17 protein-coding genes are annotated in these 22,106 nt (G+C 42.8%); 6 read left to right on the top strand and 11 right to left on the bottom strand.

Annotation, left to right across the window (positions count from 1 at the left end; genetic code table 11):
* The first annotated feature begins 122 nt into the window (after positions 1-122).
* Entirely contained in the window at positions 123-1,745 is a 1,623-nt protein-coding gene (locus tag L1077_RS04435) for an alpha-glucosidase family protein (protein WP_237135757.1), read from the top strand.
* Between the two features lie 37 nt (positions 1,746-1,782).
* On the opposite strand, the gene L1077_RS04430 is transcribed toward L1077_RS04435, so the two are convergent.
* The 7 genes from L1077_RS04430 to L1077_RS04400 all read right to left on the bottom strand — a co-directional run bounded on the left by L1077_RS04430 (position 1,783) and on the right by L1077_RS04400 (position 10,306).
* Positions 1,783-3,231 carry an EAL domain-containing protein gene (locus L1077_RS04430; protein ID WP_237135756.1) on the bottom strand — a complete coding sequence of 483 codons (1,449 nt, stop codon included), beginning with the start codon at positions 3,229-3,231 and terminating at the stop codon, positions 1,783-1,785.
* Between the two features lie 282 nt (positions 3,232-3,513).
* The gene (gene ihfA, locus L1077_RS04425) at positions 3,514-3,813 is read right to left on the bottom strand and encodes an integration host factor subunit alpha (protein WP_023400419.1); all 300 of its coding nucleotides are present in this window, start codon (positions 3,811-3,813) and stop codon (positions 3,514-3,516) included.
* Positions 3,814-3,815: 2 nt separating this feature from the next.
* Positions 3,816-6,203, bottom strand: a complete 2,388-nt coding sequence (gene pheT / locus L1077_RS04420; protein ID WP_237135755.1) for a phenylalanine--tRNA ligase subunit beta — start codon at positions 6,201-6,203, stop codon at positions 3,816-3,818.
* 13 nt (positions 6,204-6,216) lie between these two features.
* Complete coding sequence (gene pheS / locus L1077_RS04415; RefSeq protein ID WP_039609339.1) at positions 6,217-7,197, bottom strand: phenylalanine--tRNA ligase subunit alpha; 981 nt, start codon at positions 7,195-7,197, stop codon at positions 6,217-6,219.
* Positions 7,198-7,281: 84 nt separating this feature from the next.
* The gene (gene hda, locus L1077_RS04410) at positions 7,282-7,986 is read right to left on the bottom strand and encodes a DnaA regulatory inactivator Hda (protein WP_237135754.1); all 705 of its coding nucleotides are present in this window, start codon (positions 7,984-7,986) and stop codon (positions 7,282-7,284) included.
* A 2-nt stretch (positions 7,987-7,988) separates the two neighbouring features.
* On the bottom strand, positions 7,989-9,044 hold the full coding sequence (locus L1077_RS04405) for a DUF2066 domain-containing protein (protein ID WP_237135753.1): 1,056 nt from the start codon (positions 9,042-9,044) through the stop codon (positions 7,989-7,991).
* Positions 9,045-9,118: 74 nt separating this feature from the next.
* Positions 9,119-10,306, bottom strand: coding sequence for a sensor domain-containing diguanylate cyclase (locus L1077_RS04400; protein WP_237135752.1), 1,188 nt, complete (start codon positions 10,304-10,306; stop codon positions 9,119-9,121).
* A gap of 160 nt (positions 10,307-10,466) precedes the next feature.
* On the opposite strand from L1077_RS04400, the gene L1077_RS04395 reads away from it, so the two are divergent.
* The 4 genes from L1077_RS04395 (at position 10,467) to gloA (ending at position 15,110) form a co-directional block, all read left to right on the top strand.
* Entirely contained in the window at positions 10,467-11,966 is a 1,500-nt protein-coding gene (locus L1077_RS04395) for an ethylbenzene dehydrogenase-related protein (protein WP_237135751.1), read from the top strand.
* Complete coding sequence (locus L1077_RS04390) at positions 11,963-12,640, top strand: DUF1566 domain-containing protein (protein ID WP_237135750.1); 678 nt, start codon at positions 11,963-11,965, stop codon at positions 12,638-12,640. The genes L1077_RS04395 and L1077_RS04390 overlap by 4 nt, the downstream gene beginning before the upstream one ends.
* Positions 12,641-12,645: 5 nt before the next feature.
* The gene (locus tag L1077_RS04385) at positions 12,646-14,595 is read left to right on the top strand and encodes a pre-peptidase C-terminal domain-containing protein (RefSeq protein WP_440589535.1); all 1,950 of its coding nucleotides are present in this window, start codon (positions 12,646-12,648) and stop codon (positions 14,593-14,595) included.
* Between the two features lie 74 nt (positions 14,596-14,669).
* Positions 14,670-15,110 (top strand): lactoylglutathione lyase, encoded by a 441-nt coding sequence (gloA, locus tag L1077_RS04380; protein WP_237135748.1) that lies wholly within the window; start codon positions 14,670-14,672, stop codon positions 15,108-15,110.
* Positions 15,111-15,158: 48 nt separating this feature from the next.
* Here the strand turns inward: gloA and L1077_RS04375 are convergent, their stop codons facing one another.
* The 4 genes from L1077_RS04375 to L1077_RS04360 form a co-directional block, all read right to left on the bottom strand.
* Positions 15,159-15,914 carry a transporter substrate-binding domain-containing protein gene (locus L1077_RS04375; RefSeq protein WP_237135747.1) on the bottom strand — a complete coding sequence of 252 codons (756 nt, stop codon included), beginning with the start codon at positions 15,912-15,914 and terminating at the stop codon, positions 15,159-15,161.
* A 78-nt stretch (positions 15,915-15,992) separates the two neighbouring features.
* The gene (locus tag L1077_RS04370; RefSeq protein ID WP_237135746.1) at positions 15,993-18,785 is read right to left on the bottom strand and encodes a collagenase; all 2,793 of its coding nucleotides are present in this window, start codon (positions 18,783-18,785) and stop codon (positions 15,993-15,995) included.
* 283 nt (positions 18,786-19,068) lie between these two features.
* Positions 19,069-19,383, bottom strand: a complete 315-nt coding sequence (locus L1077_RS04365) for a hypothetical protein (RefSeq protein ID WP_237135745.1) — start codon at positions 19,381-19,383, stop codon at positions 19,069-19,071.
* A gap of 160 nt (positions 19,384-19,543) precedes the next feature.
* Positions 19,544-21,028 carry an amidohydrolase family protein gene (locus tag L1077_RS04360; RefSeq protein WP_237135744.1) on the bottom strand — a complete coding sequence of 495 codons (1,485 nt, stop codon included), beginning with the start codon at positions 21,026-21,028 and terminating at the stop codon, positions 19,544-19,546.
* A gap of 243 nt (positions 21,029-21,271) precedes the next feature.
* Here L1077_RS04360 and L1077_RS04355 point away from each other — a divergent pair, with 243 nt between their 5' ends.
* Entirely contained in the window at positions 21,272-21,994 is a 723-nt protein-coding gene (locus tag L1077_RS04355) for a metal-dependent hydrolase (protein WP_063362089.1), read from the top strand.
* The last annotated feature ends 112 nt before the right edge of the window (positions 21,995-22,106 follow it).

Below are 22,106 nucleotides of genomic sequence, written 5' to 3'. Positions count from 1 at the left end.
ACTCAAATGCATGCATGCCGTATGCTTTTCGACAATATTAACGACCAGAAGCACTTTATACTTTTAGCTGGCTTAGTTCGCTTTAAGAAGTGGCTTCACTGCACAAAGCTGGAGAATCGTGCATGGCGCAAAATGAATGGTGGAAAGGTGCGGTAATCTATCAGGTTTACCCACGCAGTTTTAAAGACACCAAAGGTGATGGTATTGGTGACCTTAATGGCATCATTGAACGTCTTGACTACATAAAGTCATTAGGCGTTGATGCGATTTGGATATCCCCATTTTTTAAATCGCCGATGAAAGACTTTGGATACGATATCAGTGACTATCGAGATATTGATCCTATGTTTGGAAATATTGAAGACTTTGATAACTTGATTGCTCAAGCGCATCAGCGTGATATCAAAATTATTATTGATCAGGTTCTCAGTCACACTTCCAATGAGCACCCATGGTTTGTCGAAAGCCGTCAAGATAAAAACAACGAAAAATCTGACTGGTACGTGTGGGCTGATGCTAAACCAGATGGCAGTCCTCCTAATAACTGGTTGTCTATTTTTGGCGGCGTTGCGTGGCAATGGGAACCGAGAAGATGCCAGTACTATTTACACAACTTCTTAACTGAGCAACCTGATTTAAACTTCCACAACCCGCAAGTTCGTCAAGCGGTATTAGACAACGTCAAATTCTGGCTAGACAAAGGTGTGGACGGTTTCCGTTTGGATGCGATTAACTTCTGCTTCCATGATAGTGAACTGAAGGACAACCCTGCTAAACCAAAAGAATTGAGACAGGGCCGAGGGTTTAGCGAAGACAACCCTTACGCGTTCCAGTACCACTATTACAATAACACGCAACCGGAAAACTTGGATTTTATGGCTGAGATCCGTGCCCTGCTTAACGAGTATCCGGGTACGGTCAGTTTGGGGGAGATTTCGTCAGAAGACTCTCTTAAAACCATGGCAGAGTACACATCCGGTGGTGACAAACTGCATATGGGATACAGCTTTGAGCTACTGACCAATGATTACAGCGCTGAATATATTCGCGAAACGGTATCACGCCTAGAGGCTGTGATGACCGAAGGCTGGCCATGTTGGGCATTTAGCAATCATGACGTTGAACGTGTAGCCAGTCGCTGGTCTAAAGACGGCCAAACAGTAAACCCTCAGCAAGTGAAAATGCTCACCGCCTTACTTGGCTCACTGCGTGGCAGCGTTTGTATGTATCAAGGTGAAGAACTTGGATTAGGTGAAGCACAGGTTGCATTTGAAGACCTTCAAGACCCTTATGGCATAACATTCTGGCCAAACTTTAAAGGCAGAGATGGCTGTCGCACACCAATGCCTTGGTCTGTGGAACAAGCACATGCTGGCTTTACACAAGGTAAGCCTTGGTTACCTGTTGCTGATGCACACGCGCAAACTGCGGTAGATCTTCAAGAGCAGGATGATAATTCTATCTTGGCACAATATCGCGCATTTTTAGCTTGGCGAAAAACGCGCCCAGAGCTTGTCACAGGAAATATCGAATTTGTAACGACCAAAGAGCCAATTTTAGCCTTTTATAGAACATTAGAAGACAAAAAGTTGCTTTGTTTGTTTAATTTGACGGAACAAACTTCTGAATTTGTGGTCGAACAAGACATAAAGGTTTCCATGGATGAACTGGCTCACCAAACCGGTGAGCTAAAAGCAGGTACCGTCACCCTGCCCGGTTACGGCTGCTATTTCGCATCTATCTAACACAGATGACCTCAAAAGCCCCATTTATGGGGCTTTTTCATTCCTTTATTAAATTCTTAAACGCACTAATTTTCAATGCTTTACTATAGTACCAACCTTGATGTACTACCACACCACGAGCACTGAGGTAATCAGCTTGTAATTGTGTTTCAACGCCTTCGGCTATCAACTTTTTCTCTAATTTATCAGCCATTTCAATCACTGCGTTCAATACAGGGGATTGCAGATTATCAAGCCCAATAGAGGCCACAAAACTTTGATCTATTTTCAACAAGTCTATTGGAAAGCTCTGTAAATATTGTAATCCACAGTAACCCGTTCCAAAATCATCAATGGCAATCTCAACCCCTAACTCCACTAGCTGATAAAGTACCGACTTAATTTTAGTTTGGGATAACACGTCTCGTTCAGTGAGCTCTATGGTCAAGTTATTAAACACACTCTTTGCTTCACACAATTTTTTAATATAGCTTGGGCAACTCAAGAGGTAGCCATTGACATTAAAAGAGACTTTAAAATCTGGCTTAACTGCTATTACTGGCGCCAGATCAGATATCGCTTTATCTATTTGGTATAGAGACATCTCCAAAACGGTGCCGTCTCGCTCGGCCTCAGGTACAAAGTAAGTCGGTCCAAGCTCTCCCTCCACAGGATGCATCCATCTTATCAATACTTCAGCACCGAGAATATTTTGCGTCTTTGCATCAATTAAGGGCTGATATACATTGAATAACTCTTGTCGGTTTAGTGCCCCTAGCAACAAGGCTCGGCTACTTAACACGCGTTTATCATAATGGTTGAGTAATAACACCAGACCTAACCAAGATAATACGTACATCAAGCAAAGTGCAGTTAGCCATACTGGACTTGGCAGACCTAAATAACGCGCATTTTTACTGACCACGACCGATAATTGCGGCACATTTTTAAATGGTCTTATATGTATAAACTTACGGGTTTGATCATCAAATACTTTCTCAAGCTCAATGTTTTGCACTACAGGGAAAATCGAGTGCCCTAGCGGCAAGCTATAGTCGCCTTGTAAAAAGACCGGGACCCCAGTTTCACTATCCACAATGGCGATGTAATCAAGTTCACTGTATTTACTCAAGTGCAGCATATCCTTTATCCACTCGGTAGGCAGCAAGGCATTGACCTCATAACCGTCATGCCGAGTTCGTGCCAATACAAATGCGGACACTTGCAAAAACTCAGAAATAATGGGGCCATGATATCTTAGCCCTCGTTTCTTAGGTGGCTCGCTAATGAACATAGGGGTAGGAAGTAAGCCAAAAGAATTGCATACGAGCTCGCCACTGGGGTTAACAATGCCAATTTCGCTCACTGCTGGGTGTTTAAAGACGAATTGCCTCATCTGTTGAATGGTTGCAGCAGAGCATTGCACATCAATGCTATCGGATTGATGTAAAAAAGTATCAACATTATTTAGCTGAGATCCAAAATCGAGTATGACGCGCTCAGCCATCGCCCTAACATCAGCTCTATTAGATTCTGCATGCTGAATGTAAATAAACGTGGATATAAGGCCAAAAAGAAAAGAGCAGATCAGCCAAGAAACTACAACATTTTTAGAATGATTAGTCCAAACTGACAGCCTCTGACCCAAGTTAGAACCTCAAGATAAAAGAAGTTACGAAAGTGTAGAGAGTTAATATTACCAATATATGACAAAGGGTTTACCCTTGCGAGTAAACCCTTTGATGTAAAGCCTTACAAATAAAGGGGAGAAACTACCCCGTTATTTGGCTTACAGGTTCTTGCTTGTGCCTACTTCAACACGAGTTTTTAACTTCTGACCTGGTCGAAAAGTTACTACACGCCTTGCAGAAATAGGTATATCTTCTCCAGTTTTAGGATTTCTACCTGGGCGTTGTTTTTTATCACGCAGGTCGAAATTGCCAAAGCCAGAGAGTTTAACCTGCTCTCCGTTTTCAAGCGCTGAGCGGATTTCTTCAAAAAACGCTTCAACTAAGTCTTTGGCATCCTTTTTATTTATCCCCAGTTTTTCAAATAGGTGTTCAGCTATGTCGGCTTTAGTAAGCGCCATATCTAGTCCCTCAACGATGCATTAAATTGTTTGGCCAATTCGGCCACGACTCTGTCTACAACTTCGTTGATATCTTTCTCTTCGAGCGTTTTATCAACGTTTTGTAGGGTTAGGGCGATGGCTAAACTCTTATAATCGGGTTCAATACCTTTGCCCTTATACACATCGAATAAGTTTAGGTCAACTAATTGATTTCCGCCAACTTTCTCAATGCTTTCTAAAATATCGCCTATTTTTACATCATCTGCAACTAAAATAGCAATATCTCTGCGATTTGATGGAAATTTTGAGATACTAACCGCTTCTGGCAGCTTTCTTTGTGAAATTGCATCCACTTCTACCTCAAATACAAACGCTGTGTCGTTCAATTCTAACGACTTTTGTAATTGAGGGTGTATCGCACCAATAAATCCAACTTTTACGCCATCAGCATAAATCGCTGCTGATTGACCAGGATGTAAACCATCACTTGCTTCGGCTTTAAAAGTAAATCTAGCAGGGTCGTTGCAAACTGCAAGTAATGCTTCAACATCGCCTTTAATATCAAAGAAATCAACTTTGCGACTTTCAATACCCCAGTGTTCGTTGTGCGTATTACCATAGACAATACCACCAATCACTGCGCTTTGACGTACACCGTTTTCTGCGCTTTCGTCTTTAATGAACTTTAAACCATGCTCAAAGAAACGAATACGTGATTGCTGACGGTTTTGGTTATATACCAAGGCGTTCACAAGACCCGGCATTAAACTCACACGCATTGCTGACATTTCAACAGAAATTGGGTGAGGTAACACAAGCGCATCGCTTTGTGGATGAAGCAGTGCTTGCTTCTTAGGGTCTACGAAGCTGTACGTAATAGCTTCTTGGTAACCGCGAGCAACAAGTTCATTGCGGAAACGTGAAACTGGTACAGATGCCTCTTGGTGATCTGTCATTTTAAGTGCTGCAGTTGGCGCAACATTTGGAATGTTGTTGTAGCCAAATACGCGTGCAACTTCTTCGATAAGATCTTCTTCAATACTGATATCAAAACGGTAACTTGGCACTTGTGCTTGCCACTGACCCGCTTCAACCGATACCTCAAGGCCAAGACGTGTCAAAATATCAGTTACTTTAGCATCTTCAATGTGATAACCGATAACACGGTCTAAACGCTCACGACGAAGTGTGACTGATTTCGCCGCAGGTAAGTCAGCATCAGAAACCGCTTCAACAACCGGACCTGCTTCACCACCCACAATTTCAAGTAGCAATGCCGTCGCACGCTCCATAGCATCACGCTGTAGCTGGTGATCTACACCACGCTCGTAACGGTGAGATGCATCAGTATGTAGGCCATAACTACGTGCTTGACCAGCAATTGCAAGTGGGTTGAAGAAAGCACTTTCAAGTAGGATATCTTGAGTACCCTCTTTAACACCAGATGCTTCACCACCAAAAATACCCGCCATTGCTAACGCTTTTTCGTGGTCAGCAATCAGTAATGTTGATGTATTAAGCTTAGCGGTATTGCCATCTAGCAATACTAATTCTTCATCTTGCTGTGCTTTACGTACCTTGATGCCACCAGAGATAGCAGCAAGGTCGAATGCGTGCATCGGATGACCTAGCTCAAGTAATACATAGTTAGTCACATCAACAACAGGGTCAATTGAACGAATACCTGAACGACGTAGTTTTTCTACCATCCAAAGTGGTGACTCAGCGTCAAGGTTAATACCCTTGATAACACGACCTAAATAACGAGGACATGCGTCGCTATCTACTAGCTCAATATCAATCTTGTCATCAATGGTTGGCTCAACTGTGTCGATAGTAACTTCGGTTACATCTAGACCGTTTAATACACCCACTTCACGTGCAAGACCTTTAATACCTAAACAGTCACTGCGGTTTGCCGTTAAATCAACATCGATGGTTACATCATCAAGCGCGAAATATTCACGAATATTTTGACCAGTTGTAGCATCCGCTGGTAATTCTAAAATACCATCAGAGCTTTCTGCCATGCCAAGCTCTTCAAACGCACAAAGCATACCGTGAGAAGGCTGACCGCGTAGCTTCGCTTTTTTAATTTTAAAGCCGCCAGGTAAAACCGCGCCAACTTTAGCTACCGCTACTTTTAGACCTGCACGGCAGTTTGCTGCGCCACATACGATGTCTAGTAGTTCTTCTTCGCCAACATTTACTTTGGTTACGCGAAGCTTGTCTGCATCTGGGTGTTGGCCACACTCAACGACTTCACCAATGACTACACCATCAAAATCACCAGCAACCGGATCTACACCATCTACCTCTAAACCTGCCATAGAAAGCTGTTCAGAAAGAGCATCCGTATCAATCGCAGGATTTACCCACTCTCTTAGCCACTTTTCACTAAATTTCATTTTTGGTTCGCTCTTATCTGAATTGGTTTAGGAATTTTAAATCGTTTTCGAAAAATGCACGTAAGTCGTTCACGCCGTAACGTAACATCGTCAAGCGCTCAACACCCATACCGAAGGCAAAACCAGTGTATTTTTCAGGGTCAATTCCGACTGAACGTAAAACATTAGGGTGCACCATACCGCAACCAAGTACTTCTAACCATTTGCCGTTTTTGCCTTTTACATCTACTTCAGCAGACGGCTCAGTGAATGGGAAGTATGAAGGACGGAAACGAATTTCCATGTCTTCTTCAAAGAAATTACGCAAGAAGTCGTGCAAAATACCTTTAAGCTCAGTGAAGCTCACGTTCTCATCTACCATAAGGCCTTCAACCTGATGGAACATTGGCGTATGTGTTTGGTCGTAATCATTACGGTAAACACGTCCAGGAGAGATAATACGAAGTGGAGGCTGCTCAGCTTCCATGGTACGGATCTGTACGCCACTTGTTTGAGTACGTAAAACAAGCTTTGGATTAAAGTAGAACGTATCGTGGTCAGCACGCGCTGGGTGATGCTCAGGAATATTCAAAGCATCAAAGTTATGAAAATCATCCTCAATTTCAGGACCTGATTTTACTGCAAACCCGAGCTCACCAAAAAATGATTCAATACGCTCAATAGTACGCGTTACAGGGTGTAAACCACCTGTAGGCGCTGTACGTCCAGGTAAAGTCACATCAATTGTTTCTGCTGCTAGTTTTTGCTCTAATGCAGCATTTGCAAGTGCTTCACGTTTTTCGTTAATTGCAGTTTGTACCTGGTTTTTTGCTTGGTTGATTACTTGGCCAGCTTCTTTACGCTCTTCTGGCGCTAGCTTGCCTAGGGTTTTTAATAGCCCAGTAATCTCACCTTTTTTACCAAGGTAGTTAACTCTGACTTCCTCAAGTTGCGCAATCTCACTGGCACTTGAAACGGCTTCAAGCGCTTGCGCTAAAATATTCTCTAAGTTCATTCTATACCTGATCTGGTTGAGGTAATTTGCCTTTTCTGAATCAGTTATGATAACTGAAAGGTGGGGCTAGATTCTAGCCCAAATTCACAGCTTTAGTGTTGCTTTTATAAAAGGAATGGTAAGTTTTCGCTGTGCGGCCATGGATGCGTGGTCCAACTTGTCCAAAACATCCAATAATGCTCGCATATCTCGGCTTAATCTGGTCAATAAAAATCGTGCACATTCATCACTTAATTCAAGCCCACGCATGTGCGCACGCTTGACCAGCGCCTCAGCTTTATCATCATCACTCATGGAACGGATCTGAAAGGTGGTACCCCACGCCAATCGAGATTCTAAATCAGGCAATTCGATGTTAAGCATATTTGGTAAGAGATCCGCGGTCATCACCAAACACTTTCCCGCTTCGTTAAAGCGATTAAAAAAGTTAAAGAGTGCTTTTTCCATCGCTTCATCACCCGCCACTAGATGCACGTCATCAATACAGACTACATCGAGCGCATCTAGGCCTTCCAATACATCAGGGCCAAATTTAATGACCTCTCTCAATGAAAGTAAAATGGTTGAAAGGCCAAGTTCTTGAGCGTGAATACACGTTGCATACAACAAGTGGGATTTACCAGAGTCGGCCAAACCACACAAATAAGTAAATTGGAAACTCGCCTGAATGTCGCTCAGCGCTTTCTTTAAATGCGTGACTTCCAGTGATTCTTCACCACCGAAATAAGACGTGAATGTCTCATCATCCGGTAGTGTTACAGGTAAAGCTAACTGCATAGGATCTAACATGATTACTGCCCTACCCAGCTGTACCTTAAGTTTTCAGCGCTGACGACTTGGTGAAATGCTCTGGGATCGACGTACACTTCAAACGATTGCTCAAGTTTAAGTGATTTTTGTAAATCTGACACAGAAGATAAATGCTCAACTTCAAATTGAACTTGTTGCCTGTTGCGATAGATGACATCGACATTATTGACAGTACTAATAGTTAATAGCTCTCTTTTCGCTCGCTCGATTTTATCAAACGTTCTTAATCCATCCACCGTGATCACGGTGCTATTGGTTGCGTAAGACTTGGTGGGGTCAATGATATATTCGCTCGCCAACGCCGCTGACATGTCATTAATCATTGAAATCAATAACTGCTGCTTGTCGCCCACAAGTTGTACAGACTCAAACATATCCGCGTCAGTATACCGCCAATCTAGTTGCCAGCTGCTAGAGTTTGGCTGTTTAAATAAACGTCCTGTAATCACTCGCTCAGCATTATAACGGACCGATGCAGCTTCAACTGGCTCAGAGAAATTTCCCCATACCTCTGCAATACCAACCTGAGCGCGGTCAGTTAAGTCCATCAAGGGCACGACAACGGGGATCCCCCACTCAGCTGCCGTGTCATATATTAATCGCTCTAATTGTGGGTAACTCTCTTGCGTGACAAAGTCGCGCCTTAGGTTATCTTCAATCACCAACCAAATAGCGATTAAAGGCCGTCTGTTACCCCACAAGCCAAAACCACTTTCCCTGACTAGGTTTTCAACTTTTTCTGCTTCAAAGCGCACTCTTATTTTCAGCTCTTGGTTAGCATGCTCGATATACTCGTACTTGAGCATATAATCTGAAATACGCCTTTTGCTTTTTTTAATTACAGGGTGGTTACTATGGCCGGCCTTGCCAGTGAGCTTTTTAATCACTTGGTCAAGTGCATCTTGACTCGCCTTGGCCCGAGTGGCTCGCGTTTTATCGTCCACCACTAACGTCGCTTCATATAGATCCGTTACCTCTATCGCAAACGTCGAGCTGCACATCCAAAAAAGACAAATTAAGAAGAGTTTTTGTGCCATTCGCAACCATCTAAACAAAAATAAAGTTTGATCCTAATGCAATCATACACGCTGGTAAAGCCATGACGATACATTTAGGTCGCAAAATAAATTTGATTTTTTCCTTTACCTTTCGCTTCGTACAATGCCAAGTCCGCATCATGGATTAAAGCTTGCGCATCAAACGATTGGTTGATCACCGAGGCAATACCAATACTGCAGCCGCATTGCACTTCAATACCAGATTCTAAAGTGATGGAAGATGACAGAGACTTCAGCATCCGCTCGGCTAACTGAGTTAATGACTGTTTGTCTATTTTTTCAGTTAACATCACGACAAATTCATCGCCGCCTAAGCGACATACAAAGTCATAGCTGCGTAATGTTTGATTGAGTCGTTCACTGACCGTTTTTAACACTAAATCACCGCTTTGATGGCCATGGTTATCATTAACGGGTTTAAAATCATCGAGATCCAAATATAAAACATAGACAAGAATATCCCCACGTTGAGACCGTGCAGATAATCTTTCTAGCTCTTTAAACAAATATTTTCGATTGGCAAGTCCGGTCAAACTGTCATGTAAAGAGTCATGTTCTAGTTGCTGTTGTAAGGACTCTCTCACTTCTATTTCATGCTCAAGCTTTGTTAAGCTCTCTTTGAGTTCAGAGGTTCGTTCTTGCACCTTGGTTTCAAGCTCTGTTTGATAACTTTGCAATACTCTATTGGCTTCTATCAAGGCTTGCTGATTGTTGAATGCATCCAGTGCAGACGAGATCACATGGCTGATGGTATACAGTACATCCACTATCATGCCCGAATATTCATTCTCTTTTCGATAAGATTGAATAATGAACGCACCTAAATGCTGATTGCGATTAACAAGCGGAAAGCACAGCCACTGCATAGGTACTGAGCCCAAGATGTTGACTTCGCCCGTCTCAATTAACTGTTCAATATCATGCTGATTGAAATTGCACACTTTATGTGATTTCAGCGCAAAGGCTGTCAATGAGTGTGAAATATCGTCTAAAGACAAATTATCTAACTCTTCAGCCTCGATATCGTCTTTAACATCATGAAAGTACGGGAAAGATAAATTCCCATTTTCTTGGTACAAGACAACGTAAAAATTGTCTGCATAAGTTACTTTTTGCAATATACAATGAATGTCTAACAAGAAGCGTTGAATTGAATCTGATGTATTCAAACACGCCACTATATCCGTCATGCTATCGATCACATAGCCGCTATCTACCGCCTCTACAGCTATTTTTTCCATCGCGTATCCCTCTGTAACTATTAACGCTGCGCACTAAGCCTAACTGCTCAAAGTTTAGACAAAACTTTAACCTTTTGCAGTATTTGAAAAATGACATATTTATGTCAACATAACAATTTACACTATATTTACAAAAATAATAATTAATATGAAAACCTTTATGCAAAGACAAACTTTTATTGTCTTACATGTGATTGCCATTGTGATAACTATCGGCAGCATGTTAACAGGCTTTAGAATTGCCATCATTAGCCAAGACTGGTTAGCGCCCATCTCTGCGCTTGTACCACAAGGTGCAGTACATAGCTGGCACCTTGGCTTCTCTATCGGGCTGACCTTACTCGTGACAGTATTTATTGGTTACACTATTTTGGCACCTTTTCGCAGTTATCCATCAATTTATCATAAGTTAATTAACCACTTAGGGTATATCAGCATTTCTCTTGTTGTCTTATCTGGCTGGGCTGTTTGGGCAAATTTTTACAGTCACGAGGCGCGCAGTATCCACCAAATCGCTATGTGGCTAGTGGTCAGCTACTTTATTCTTCATGCTTGGGTTTATATCTTGCAAAAAGGCCGTGGGGTATTTGCCGCAGTATTGCCAAAACGATTCAAAATGACACATGTCAGTGCAGTGCTGTGCTTAGTTCTCTTGGGCGGGTTTGTTCACACTCTTACTCTAAATGCCAGCCATCAGCTTGATGTGCACACCATTGCCGATACCACTTTCATTGAAATTGATGGACAAGGTAATGAACCTCAATGGCAAGATGCTGATACATTTACTGTCACCACCATAGGTGGAGCTAACTTTGAAAATGGCAGTACCGATGTCTCTATTAAAGCACTAGCAAATCAATATGAAAGCTACTTTCTTATTTCTTGGCAAGACAACTCAAAAAGCACCAATCATTTACCATTATTAAAAACCCCCACTGGCTGGCAAGTACAAGAAAATGGCTTTTATCGATTTGACGAACGTACATTTTACGAAGATAAATTTGCGGTTATGCTTTCCGATGGCTGTGAGGTTGCTGGTGATAAAACTTATTACTCAGGTGACAAGCCACTCAAGAACAAGCCTAAAAATTGGCATGGCAAAGGGTATCATGCCAGCTTAGATGGCAAGGTTCGAGATTTATGGCATTGGAAAGCCGTGCGAACCAATGACATGTACCTCGCTGATGATAATTTTATCGGACCGCCCAGCAAACACCTCAAAGGCAAGCGTCGTTACTCTGCGGGTTACCAAGCGGATGGAAAAGAGAGCGGTGCTTATGTCATGAACTGGCAATGGTACAGCACCAAAGGCATATCACCTAAACGCTTACCTAAAAAAATGCAGTCACACCAAGCAGTGCTACCCTGGTTCGGTTCAACTCCTTATCAAAGTGCGCAAGATACCTACCCAATAGGTACATTTTTACCCTCGGTTTTGTATCGTTCTAACCGTTTTGAAGGAGATAGAGCTGACGTGCGGGCTAGAGGACAATGGCACGATGGGCGTTGGACTTTAGAGCTCGTTCGCAAACACAACACCCACTCCAAATATGATGTACCACTGCAAACAGGAACCTGTATGTGGGTCTCTGCTTTTGATCACGCACAAATTGCCCACACCCGCCATATTCAAGCAATAAAACTGAGGTATTCACTGTGATACAGCGACTAATTATATCAGCCCTGATCCTAGCTGCTTTCATCGGCATTTGCTTGTTGCCGCAAGCTCAGCCTAAATTGAGCCAACATAAACGCTTCACCAAAATTACCCAAGGAGGTGACAAGCTCTCTCCATGGCAAGGCCCATGGGCATGCGTGCACGACAAGCAAAATCATATCTTGTGGGAAGTCAAAACCGACAACGAAAGCATTCATGATGGTTATTGGACTTACTCTTGGTTTGATGGTGAAAAAGGTAAGCAAAACTTTGGCGATTGTTATTTTGAGCCAAACCGCTGTGATACCCATGATCTTATTCGTCAAACCAATCAACAAGGGCTGTGTGGCGTGTCAAAATGGCGATTGCCTACAGCCAAAGAACTGCATAGTCTCATTCAGGCGCCGACATCTCCGGCATTACCGCATATCGCCAATGACTTTTTCATACATATCAAACAAGGAGATTATTGGAGCTCCGAGCACAGTCAGCCTTTGGCTAAACAATATCGTCAAGGCGGCCAAGGTGCAACCGCCATTAATTTTCATTTTGGTAAAAGTTACACACTACCCTACCGAAATGCCGCATTTGTAATGTTGGTAGCTGATCTACCAACTGCAAATATCCAACCGCAGTTAAGTCGTCGCGAAATAAATACACATCAGAAACAGGAATGAAAACTATGAGAGCCCTCCATTTTGGCCTCGCTTCAACGTTAATCATGGCAGGAAGCTGCTATGCAGGGAGTGATTATCACCGCATAGTTTGGGATGGCAACCCAAGCAGTCAAGCAACTATTGGCTTCACACCAGCCGGTGGCTCAAATCACGTCGTTAAATATGGTACTAGTACAGACGAGTCTAGCTGGACAACAAAAGCTGTGACTGCAAGCCACACTTTTGCAGGAAGCCTAAGCAACCAATTTGTGAAACTAACCGGGCTGCCTGCTGATTCAGCGATTTACTACCGAGTGTGTGATAGCACTGGATGTGGTCAGCATTTATGGTTTAAAACGGCACCAACATCGACAACAACGGGCTTTGTTGCCATCGCCGGTGGTGATACCCGCACAGGCTGGACCACACGTCGTTCAGGCAACCAAATGGTCGCCAAAATCAGACCTTTGTTTATCATGCACGGTGGTGATTATACCAATGCCAACTCAGCCTCTGAGATGAAGGAATATCTTAAAGATTGGCAGCTGACCTTTTCAAGCGACCTGATTGGCGGACAAAACTACAAACGTGTATACCCATTTGTCGCTACGCATGGCAACCATGAAGATGATAACTATAAAACCCTGTGCCAAGTGTTTGGGGTTGATTATAACAATGACGGTCAATGCACCAGTGCTGATACCTACGGCGCTTTCAACGTGTCTAACTTGCTTCGTGTCTATACGCTAAATAGTCAATATAAAAACAGTGGCTGGTCAAGCTACGCAACAGCAATGAACAACTGGCTAAAGCAAGACTTACAGAGTCAAGGTAACAGCGCAAAATGGCGCGTAGCTCAGTACCATAAACCTATGTATCCTCACTACTCTGGCAAGTCTGACAATACAATCTTGCATACGTGGTGGGCTAATAACTTTTACGACCACAGCATGAACTTGGTAGTCGAGTCCGACACACATATCAATAAAATCACTGAAGCGCTCAAACCTTCCGGTAGCAACTTTGCAAAAACCACGACAGGCGGAACAGTATACGTGGGTGAAGGCAGTTGGGGGGCACCAGCACGCTCAGCGAATGATCCTAAATCTTGGACCATTGACTTAGCCAGTATCCAACAGTTTAAGGTGCTCTCTGTAACCCCCAATAAACTTGAGGTAAGAACCGCGCAATTTTCATCTTCAACTAATACCCTATCTCGTGAGCAGCGTGCAGCAGACCCACTTGCATTACCGGGCAATGTAAACTGGTGGTACGCAAGCGGTTTAGGTGATGTGCTACCACTTGTACAAAGCACATCTGGCCGTTCAATTATTGATACGCCTGACTTACCAAACCCGAATGTTCTTGAAAATGACGTACCAGCGACAGGTTTGACTGGCGCAAAAGGCAGTAAAACCATTTACACCATGGAAGTACCTGCAAACACCAATCAACTATCATTTACTTCAAGCGGTGGTACCGGTGATGTAGATATGTATGTGAAGTTTGGTTCTGAGCCAACAACATCCAGCTATGATTGCCGCCCATACAAAGATGGTAATAATGAGTCGTGCTCTATCACAAATATTCAAGCGGGTACGTACTATGTCATGCTAAATGGGTATGCGACCTACAGTGGTGTTTCACTGGTTGGCTCATACAGCACAGTTGCCGATCCGGGTAACAAACAACAATGGACAGGCCTGTCGGCAAGCAAGTCAAACTGGACTTATAAAACCTTTGAAGTACCTGCTGGCAAAGCTAAATTAACGGTAAAAATAAGTGGTGGCACTGGTGATGCTGATCTGTATATTCGCTCAGGCAGCCAGCCAACAACCTCAACGTATGATTGTCGCCCTTATGAAAATGGCAACACTGAAACGTGCACCATTACCAACCCAACTGCAGGCACATGGCACCTTGGTGTTAGGGCTTATGAAACCTATAACGGCGTGACTTTAAGCGCAGAATATTAAGCTATACGTCGATTGCCCCTTGCGAAGTGAGCGTTTGCCCATATTATGTTGGGCATATTCACAAGGGGCAAGTTATGAACTTTTTACATACAATGGTGCGCGTAAAAAACTTAGACGCATCACTTAAATTTTATTGTGACCTACTAGGGCTGGTTGAAATTAAGCGCAAGGACAGTGAAAAAGGTCGCTTTACACTCGTTTTCTTGGCTGCACCTGGCCAATTAGAACAAGCACAAGACACCTTTTCACCTACGATTGAGCTCACCTATAACTGGGATACGGAAGAGTACACTGGTGGCAGAAACTTTGGACACTTAGCATTTGCTGTGGATGACATTTACGCACTATGTGACAAAATTCAACAAGCTGGTGTGACAATAAATCGCCCGCCAAGATGCGGACATATGGCGTTTATCAAATCACCTGACGGTATTTCAATTGAACTACTGCAAAAAGACAAACCACTAGAGCCGCAAGAGCCTTGGTTATCTATGCCAAACACAGGGTCTTGGTAAGCAACTGAAAAAAGCGGATCTTGAATCCGCTTTATTAAATCAGCTTTTTTATTCAGGGATGTGATACGAGCTCACTAATTCCTTCATGTATTTTTTAAATGGAAGCGATCCCGTTGTCTTTTGTAAAGGTCCAAACTGGTACTTATTATCTTTTGGGATCAGTATCGCTCGATAATATTTTTGATGGGATTGATGTGACAAAGACAAGCTGGTCCACCAGCCGTTTTTCTTAGCAAAGTAAAAAAAGGTGGGACGGCTTACCACGGCAAAGTCGAGCTTTTGCTGTAAAATCAGCTCAAGTAATTCTTTTTCACTCTTAGCGTCCACCCTCGTCAGCTTCTCCCTTCGCTCAGCTTCTGCCAATTTGGGGTAATAATAGCCTTCAACACCGCCATATTTTTTTCCATGCAGCGACGCTTGGCTTTGATAATCAAACGGTTTTTTTATGCTGGAGACAAATTCATCTGTGTCATAAAAAAGCGGGTCACTCCAGACAAACTTTTGCTGATCAACGTCGTCAAACCATAAAGGGTTCACGCCCAATACAGCTCCTGCCAGCGTGTTCCGTTCAAGTTGCTGCCGGATCTGCTCTTTGCTCATCAACACCAGCTCATATTGCAGCTTAGGCTGAAACTCGTTTAACAGATTGACAATGTCAAAGTACAAGCCCTTTTTATCCGCCAAACTCTCGATATAAGGCGGTTTGTTATGGTAAGTAAACAAGCTTAATCGTTCTAACTGCTCACTTTTCACACTCATTGATAAAAGGGCAAAGACACCCAGTACAAATAACTTTAGCAACATATACCCTGACAATGACTAAACAGCTCTAGTTATAATTTATCCTGTCGCTGTTTAGTCATCAAGTTTTACACAATAAAGTTAGTTGCAATAACCTTCATTGTACCGAACTAACACTGTTGCCCCTTGGTGCATACCAAAGACTTTAAGGTAACCCCAATATTGGCTTTGCCCGGTCAGATTAATACACTCGCTGTTTCCTTCTAATGCAGAACGCGCCTCAACATTGGTGTCATTGGGCCAGCCTTGGTTACTGTATTCTAAAGTTAAGTCACCACTGCCATGCGCTGTTTGAATACTAATACTGCCCTGCTCTTGCACATTCTCTAGGCTAAACCACATAGGTGCTTGACTTGTTGCCAAACAAACAGGCGTGCCCGCGCTTAGCCTGCCGCCAGATAAACCACCTTGGGTAGCACACAGATCAGGTAAAGTAGAGGCTGGCGGTGTAAAGTCAGCAACCAAGGTTACATTTTCAAAGCGGTTATATCCGCGCAACATGATGAAATAGTCACCGGTTAATGGCTGCGCGATCTCACATCTTTCGGCATTGCCGCCAACATACGGACGACAATCGTAACTATCCAGTGTCGGTAATTGTCCTTGTTTAACATAAAGGTCAGCATCGCCTGAACCACCTGACGTCGCGATCACTAAATCAGTGGCGCCTGGCGGTATAGTGAGTTTAAAGTACTTAAATGCATCTTGCTCAGCTGCCACTGTGACAGACTGCCCTTTAAGCAGGGTCACCACGTTATTGGCCGTTTCTGATACTTCTACCGAGGTCGACACACTGGCTTGTGCACCTTGCGGATCGCTCACGGTTAGCGAAACTGTATAGGTACCCTGTGCACTGTAGAAATGAGTCGGGTTTGCACTGGTACTTTGCGCACCGTCACCAAATTGCCATAAATAAGTCAGTACTTGCCCTTCCGGATCTGTACTTCCTTGACTGCTAAACTGGATGTTATTACCAATCGTGCCTGAGTAGGGCCCATTGATAGATGCAACGGGCGCTTTATTGTCGTCACTTCCTGCAAGTGCTAATGTCCATTGCGTAAACTCCTGATCATAGCGCTGTGCCCAATCATCGACTGTTGTCTTGTATCCCGACCAGTTTCCTTCTCTGGTATGGGTAAGCATGACTTTCAACTCTTCAAAGTGGCGTTCAAACATAAAGCGCACCGCTAAGTAACCCCAACGATAAATTCGGTCTTGATCAAAACCTGCATACGTCGTCGCAAATATCTCATTCAAACGATAGGTGCTGCCATCTTTTATCGTATCGATGGCTGCCTGGTTATCATTTAAGTTAGCAACATACTCGGCAACCCCTTCACTCCACCAAACAATCGCTTCAGTTGGCGCATTAAAATCACCATACAAATCAAATCGGCCATCAAGGTAATGTACATATTCGTGCTCTAGGTTCCAAACAAAGTGGTCCGCTTTGGCATAGCTTGCCTCATAGGCAATAAAATTAGCCTGATTACCGACTTTACTGGGGTCACCCTCCAAGTACATGCCGCCATTATTGGTATCAATCTTAAAAATTGCTTTAGCATATTTGCCATAGTCACTGCTGCTATCAAAAATATTCACCTGTAACATGGTATTGTTGTCATCTGCCACGGGGGTTTGGTTGGTTGCAAGCATCTGATGAAAACGCGTCTCTTCAAGCGCCATGGTCTGACACGCCGCGAGGTGCTGCTGAGCAGTCATATTTTGTGAACGGATCCGAATTGTTGGACTACATTGATGTGTTTGAGACAATGCCTTTTGCGTCAGTATTTGTTCAAAATTACAAATGCCAAAGGTGTCACAATCAGCGTAATACGTTGCCACATCTGCCGCAGCGAGCCAGATCCCATCTCCATAACCAAAGCTTTCAAAACGGCTAAATAAGTCTTTCAACGCCGTATCAACCATCGGCTGAATTGGGGCGTTTTTATAGGTTTTTAATCTCGCTAACTCACTGGCTGAGTTGATGATCAGGTATTCGGCATCTGAGCCAATCATCCAGTTTTGTTTTGTAAATTCAGCAAGCATGTTTACCAGCTCACTGTCTGATTGCACCTTAGCCACAAACTCCGCATTCCACTGCCCACGATACAGTATGGTAAAAATGCCATTTACCGCACTGCGCATATACCATTTATCCTCGTAAGACTGCTGCCACTTTAATAGCCATGCTTTAACAACTGGCAAATAGACATCTTGCATTTCGGAAGAGTCCATTGACGTGATCACTTCTTTCAATACTTTGCCATGGGCATCTGAATTGTTGTAAAAATGCGGGCTTTTTACAAACTCGTCTATGGCGGCACGTACCTCAGGTTTTAGACTCGAACCAAAGCTCACCGAGTCATTGTAAAACTCCACATAATACCCAGCGCGAATAAATAGAAATAAAGCTTCCAATGGTGCACTGCCATTTCCGTCATAACTCGTCGCCAATGACTTTGCACGAATTGCTGCTGCACGCATTTTTTCTGTGGTAAATACGGATGTTTGAAGGTTGCTCGATGCACTAAATAACTCATTAACACAACTTGCGCCTTGCTGCACAACCAGATCTGCAATACTCGCTTCATTCGCTTGCGCCAACAAATTAATGTCACACTGCACGACAGCAGCCTGTGTCTTCATTGTCATAAGGGCAGAATTAAGAACACTATCTGACTGATTGAGCAGTGCATTTTGTGCAGTTGGCGCTTTGTCATGCACGACTTGACCATGCTCATCACCGTGATTTAGGTGTTGCAATAGAGATGTTTGCAAAGGTTTAAAAGCTCGATCATTAACTTGATGAGCAAAAGACTGTAAACTACACGCCACCAAGGGTAGCGCTATAGCAAGTGATTGTATTTTCATAATATTACCTTTTAAAATGTGTATCCAAACCCACTAACTGGGCACACTTTTTTAACACAATAGCAATATTGCATACAATATATTTTATATAATATTATTTCATAAATAGCAGGATAAATTCTTTATCTTGATATTTGAAATACTGGATTATTCCTATTGGAATGGCATTGCTTTAACACTTAAAAACGAGGTAAAGCAAATAAAAACAGGTGGTTATAGAAGTTTTTGGACGAAATATGTCAAAGGGGCAAAACGGCCATTAAGCTGTGGTCGTTTTGGAAGGTTAGTCAGAGGTATTTTTATTTACATATTGAATATTCACCACCCCTTGATTGCGCATAGTCACTAACAGTGTTTGTTTTTCCAATCTCAATGGATATTCGCCATCTGGTAAATTCTTGCTCGCTAAATTATTTAGCCCAGTAATTAAACCGAGAGTTTGTGCCTCATCATGGGAAGGAATATGGACTTGTCCACGGGCCTTAAAATAATCAACGCCTTTATCAACTGCGCCTTCCACGACAGACTTAGCAATTTTTCTGCTTGCTTCATTTTTCAGCGCTTTAAAAAATAATGATTTAAATATAGTTGCGATCATGGCAGTGCCTTAATGCTGAAACTTAACTTTATTGTGACATATGAAATTATTACACTCCATTACACTCACTGATTAAAGCAGCTTTTAGATTTAAGATCCGTCACGAATTAGATACAAATCGTTTCTAAATGTTTCCTATATATACACTTTAAATTGATGCTCATAGTAAGGCTGCTTTTATATCTCGCCAACGTGTATTGTCGATAAGCGGGTCATGATCTAACTTCATAAAATGCGCTGTACCACCAAGCTCATTAAAACTAGCTACTTTTGCATGGCGTGCAGCACCGTGTGTGATCGCTGCCAATGCGTGTAAACGTGTGAGGCATTGTCCAGGGTCTAATGTACGCTCATCGCAAGAGTAGTTTTCTGGCATCGCTTCAATATCGCGCTCGGTAGCTATTTCGGCTAATCGTAATGGACACAAAGGCTCTCGCGGAAAATCACTATGCAGGCATAAATTGCTACCGTTGTGTAAAATGCGATTGCAAGGCACAAATAATTCATCATAGTGATAGTCGTGCACCCATTTATATCCACATGTTGCCAATCGGCCGATAGCAATGGCGACAGACCCCCTCTCATCAAGGCGCTCTAATTGAGATGTTTTCATTACCTCACAGTGATCTACCCGCGCAAGCTCGTCAATATGAGTTTGATAGGTGTAATAAGTGGAAAAACGATGTTTGTCCGAAGTACTTTGAGTGAGGTTATCAAACAATAATTCTACAAAGTGGCTTTGTAACGCGACCTCAAAATGACTGACCCCACGCTTCTTTCCCTGATCTACAATCGTATTAAATGTATTTGGTAGCGTACCTAGTTGCCCCAATAACTCCTTATCACTAAACGCCCAAGGCAAAATAGACATGCCCTCTGCATCAACATAACCCAAAGCCTTAATCGACTCGATAAACCCACTAAACGCAGGTGATCTGCCAATGGCACTTTGTTCAATTCTTTCTAAAAGCTTGCTATTAACAAACGCCATAGAAAAGTTATTACTTACAATGCAAACGGGACGCTCTAAGCCCAACTCATCCAGTGCAGCAACATTTAAGGCACTCAGTGGTTTGCCCCAATTAAGTAGATAGGGATCTAACCCAAAGCAAAAAAGACAATCAACTTTATCCAAGCTGCTGTTCAAATAATCCAATGTATTGAACACATAGGATAAATTGTAATCGTGCATCACACGTTTAGCACTGCCACATAAACCAAATAAACCAAATAAACCAACATCTGCATAGCCACGACACAATGCGGACTCTACAAGGTAGCAGTGCACAGTAACACAACTCGGAGTAATCACTTCTCCCTCTTGCAAGCTATGAACTCTTAGCATGGTTGGACGCCTTTTCACATCCTGATAGACCGCGTCAAATGTACCTATGCTGAGTAGTTGGCCATTGCAAATTGATAGCGCCTGCACTTTAGAATCTGAGTGTAAGAAGTCTCGATAGATAACGCCTTCATAACGGCTATCGTACACATCGATAAACATTTCAGTATTCGCACTGGCCGAGCCACTGCTGAAATTTGAAAATACATTAGAGCTATATTTATCTGCCAGTCGATTAAGCCAAGTTTGAATAAACGCGCTTTCCATTGGGTGATTTTGCAGCATGGGATTAAGAAAGTGCATAAAAAGATCACTCCTAAGCCAGTCAAGGGCAGCTCAACGAAACAGATTCGTTTATCGTGTTAACTGTCTAAGGCTAGCCAACTGGTTAAATAAAGAACATTACACCATATTACAGCTACGCTTATTCTCCATAAATAACGGGCTTAACATCTAGCAATGTGCGCGTCTTGGTTTTTCATGTACACTAGCAACCAAGTGTATTAATCCAGCATTATTTAATTTATTCAGCTACTTGGAAGTGCTATGGCGAATTTCTCTACACATTTAAAAGCGTCCACCATTGTCAGTGCAACGCTCAGTTCATTGCTATTGAGCATCGCAGAGGTAAATGGCTTTCAAGCGCTTGGGTTATTTATTGTTGGCGCATTAGCTGGGTTATTACCTGATCTCGATTCAGATAAGTCCAAATCGCTCAATAGTCTGTTTAGTATTTTTGCCATTTTGGTAGCGGGAATTTTACTGCTGAATTATCAATTTAACTCTGTCATCGAGACCTGGCTCATTGGCGCACTGATCTATGCTGGCTTTATGTATGTGATTAAGCCTATTTTTGAGCACTTCACAGTGCATCGCGCCACGTTACACTCAATCTCGGCGGTCATTATGTTTTGCTTGCTCACATTTCATGGCACCATTTTGCTTGGTATGAGCTTACACATCACTGCACTTTGCTGTTTATTTGTGTTTGTCGGTGCAATGACGCATTTAATCCTAGATGAGTGTTACAGCGTCGATATAGACAACAAAGAGCTCAAAGCTTCCTTTGGCACAGCGATGAAACTCATTGATTTAAGATACCCTTTAACTTCTATATCCCAACTAGGGATAACAGCTATGTGCCTATATTTCGCAATGCCTTACTTTGACGATATCTCTTATTTAGTAATGAATTGGCACGACAAATTACAGTCTCTGAACTTTTTACCTGATTTAGACAACCTCTCTTGGCAAAGCTTAATTTCATAAGATGAATTGACGCCTAAGCTTTGTAAACACAAGCTATGCAAACAATACTGTACAATTGAATTCGACGCAGTAATTTCGTATAGATGCCAAGTTGTGGTAAGTTACGCGCTCA

This window comes from Pseudoalteromonas luteoviolacea (assembly GCF_021654285.1).
GTDB classification, from domain to species: Bacteria; Pseudomonadota; Gammaproteobacteria; order Enterobacterales; family Alteromonadaceae; genus Pseudoalteromonas; species Pseudoalteromonas luteoviolacea_J.
This window is presented reverse-complemented; position numbering and strand designations above follow the sequence as displayed.